This window comes from Pectobacterium sp. 1950-15 (assembly GCF_037136835.1).
Classification (GTDB): domain Bacteria; phylum Pseudomonadota; class Gammaproteobacteria; order Enterobacterales; family Enterobacteriaceae; genus Pectobacterium.
This window is the reverse complement of sequence record NZ_JBBBQR010000033.1, coordinates 1-2,418: the sequence shown is the minus strand read 5'-3', so window position 1 is coordinate 2,418 and position 2,418 is coordinate 1. Positions and strand designations below refer to the sequence as shown.

The following is a 2,418-nucleotide window of genomic DNA, read 5'->3' as shown; positions in this document are numbered from 1 at the left end:
TGCATCATCAGCACAGTTCTATTTTGACTTTGCTAATGGCGGAATAAAATATCGAAGTTCTCGTGATTATCATGGCTTTGAAAAACCGTGGGCACGTATTTATACCGATCAGGATAAACCTACAGCTGCTGATATCGGGGCATTATCTCTCAATGAACTTGTTGGTATCCCTATGCCGTGGCCACAGGCAACAGCACCATCTGGTTGGTTAAAGTGTAACGGGCAGACATTTGATCAAAAAATCTATCCACTTTTAGCACAAATTTATCCATCCAGAGTATTACCCGATCTTCGTGGTGAGTTTATTCGAGGTTGGGATGATGGGCGTCAAATTGACAGTGGGCGCACAATGTTGAGTTTACAGTTAGATTTGTTTAAATCTCATTATCATGCACTTCAATATATCGGGTTTGATAATTCTAACAATATAAATGGCTCAAGCGGAAGTCCTCTTAGATATGCATCAGGAGATGATCCTGGGTATTCAAATTATAATATAGATTCTTTAGTCGGAGGCGCTGAAACCCGCCCCCGTAATATCGCATTTAACTACATCGTGAGAGCAGCATAATGAAAAACTATTCTATTGAAGTTAACTCAGCAAAAATGAATGAATCAGGTTTTAGCGTTCAGGCAGGTTGGATTACTATCTATCAGGTTCACCCAGTAAGCCGAGAGTATATCGGTGCTAATTATGAATATTTGCCTATTGGCGTAGGTGTGCCTGCTGGTAGTTATATTGACGTTCCAGAACTTCCTCAGGAAGGTTTGGCTCTGAGGCGTAGCGCGAATGGAAAGCAGTGGGAGCATGTATCTGACTATCGCGGTCAGACTGTTTATAATACGGAAACCCGTCAACCCCATAAGGTTACGGATATGGGCGAATTGCAAGCCAGTCAGACTTTATTGGTACCGACCTCTGAATTTGATAAATGGGAAGATGGAAAATGGGTAATCGATTTGGAAGCTCAACGCCAGGTATTAATTGCAAATAAAAAAGTAGAACTTAATACCAGATTATCTCAAGCAAGTGAGCGCATTCAGGTACTCAGCGATGCCGTTGAACTAAACCTGGCAACGGAAGAAGAAAAAAATGAGCTGAAAGCATGGAAAACGTACCGCTTACAGCTCAGTCGAGTTGATGTTAATTCAGATGAAATTGTTTTCCCTGATGTGCCCTCCTTAGCATAATTTAACTAACAGGTTCTTCAGGCCATTCAACGTCGGGGGCTTTTGATGTATCAAGACGCATCAGCAGCACCCGATATTTTTTCCAGGCATTTAATTTATTTTTTTCTTCTTCACTTGCAATACCCAAATCTACTGCATCTTGTAGAGGGATGACATCTTGGTTAATACGATTTAACAGCAATTTCTTTTTATCATCTGCCCTTTCGATGTTTTCGATCTGGGTGTACACGCGCGGAACAACTGAATTACCATCAAAAACCCAACCACCATAAATATCAACACCATCAGGCAATTCAGCTAACTCTGCAACGCTCATTTCAATCGGGAAAAATGAAGACACATCCTTTGAAATAGAGCAAATAATATTATTACTGTCATACATTACTTTGAATGTATCTTTTGAGAAGCTATTTTGGCAGTCATACCAATCATCCTCTGAATCACTAATTAAAAATATCGCATTGTAACTTAATAATTCTTGTTTATTCTTTGGAATGTATTTTTTAAAACTCATGAAATTATTCATTTCATACGACCTCTACTGTTAGCCATGTACCATTAACCAATTTTTGAAGTGGTCTCCGGGATAACGTATCAATGTAATCATCATGGTTGTGATTTACTATCGCCGTCATTATATACCCGGCAGTATCTGAAAAACCTGGGCCTCGGTAAGCATTAATCGAACTTAGTGCCCCCAAACGAATATCCTGAATGCCATTACTTTTCCCTAAATAACGCACATCAGCTTCCGTTAAAGTCAGTGCACCAATGTCAGATGCAGACGGTTTATAACCAGAATGGTAGATTTTTACAGGCTGAAGCCATGTACCATTATTCTGCTTGTATATAGATATATCATATGAATTTGACTGTAAATTTTCATCAATGATAGCCAATCCATACAACGTATTATTGGAATCTCCGTTTTCCGATTTTCCGCCGAGGTGACGGACAGAAATATGTGTTTTCCATGTTCCGTCAGCAAATCTTCTGCTACCCATCTCTTGCTGCTGAGCTAATTGAGATAAGTACTCGTCTATACTGGATGGGTTCGCACCGATAGCACCTATGGCATTCGCCACAGCCCCAATTTCATCAGCTGTAGGTTTATCCTGATCGGTATAAATACGAGCCCACGGTTTTTCAAAGCCATGATAATCACGAGAACTTCGATATTTTATTCCGCCATTAGCAAAGTCAAAATAGAACTGTGCTGATGATGCT

3 protein-coding genes and 1 pseudogene are annotated in these 2,418 nt (G+C 40.0%); 2 read left to right on the top strand and 2 right to left on the bottom strand.

All coding sequences use genetic code 11. The features are described from left to right. Together WCT94_RS20615 and WCT94_RS20610 are read left to right on the top strand one after the other, a co-directional pair. Nucleotides 1–571, top strand: a 571-nt coding sequence (locus tag WCT94_RS20615; protein ID WP_336871575.1) for a phage tail protein, incomplete at its 5' end; no start/stop codon positions are given. After that, nucleotides 571–1,191: a tail fiber assembly protein gene (locus WCT94_RS20610; protein WP_336871574.1), complete on the top strand. Its 621-nt coding sequence runs from the start codon at nt 571–573 to the stop codon at nt 1,189–1,191. The genes WCT94_RS20615 and WCT94_RS20610, both read left to right, overlap by 1 nt. Nucleotide 1,192: 1 nt before the next feature. On the opposite strand, the gene WCT94_RS20605 is transcribed toward WCT94_RS20610, so the two are convergent. Then, a complete protein-coding gene (locus WCT94_RS20605; protein ID WP_336871573.1) occupies nt 1,193–1,705 on the bottom strand; it encodes a tail fiber assembly protein in 513 nt (170 codons plus the stop codon). A gap of 13 nt (nt 1,706–1,718) precedes the next feature. Continuing rightward, nucleotides 1,719–2,418: pseudogene (locus WCT94_RS20600) on the bottom strand (hypothetical protein); the annotation flags it as partial.

Bases quoted from the DNA above. Each gene is read 5' to 3' on its own strand.
- WCT94_RS20610 (WP_336871574.1), top strand. From the start codon at position 571: ATGAAAAACTATTCTATTGAAGTTAACTCAGCAAAAATGAATGAATCA.
- WCT94_RS20605 (WP_336871573.1), bottom strand. From the start codon at position 1,705: ATGAGTTTTAAAAAATACATTCCAAAGAATAAACAAGAATTATTAAGT.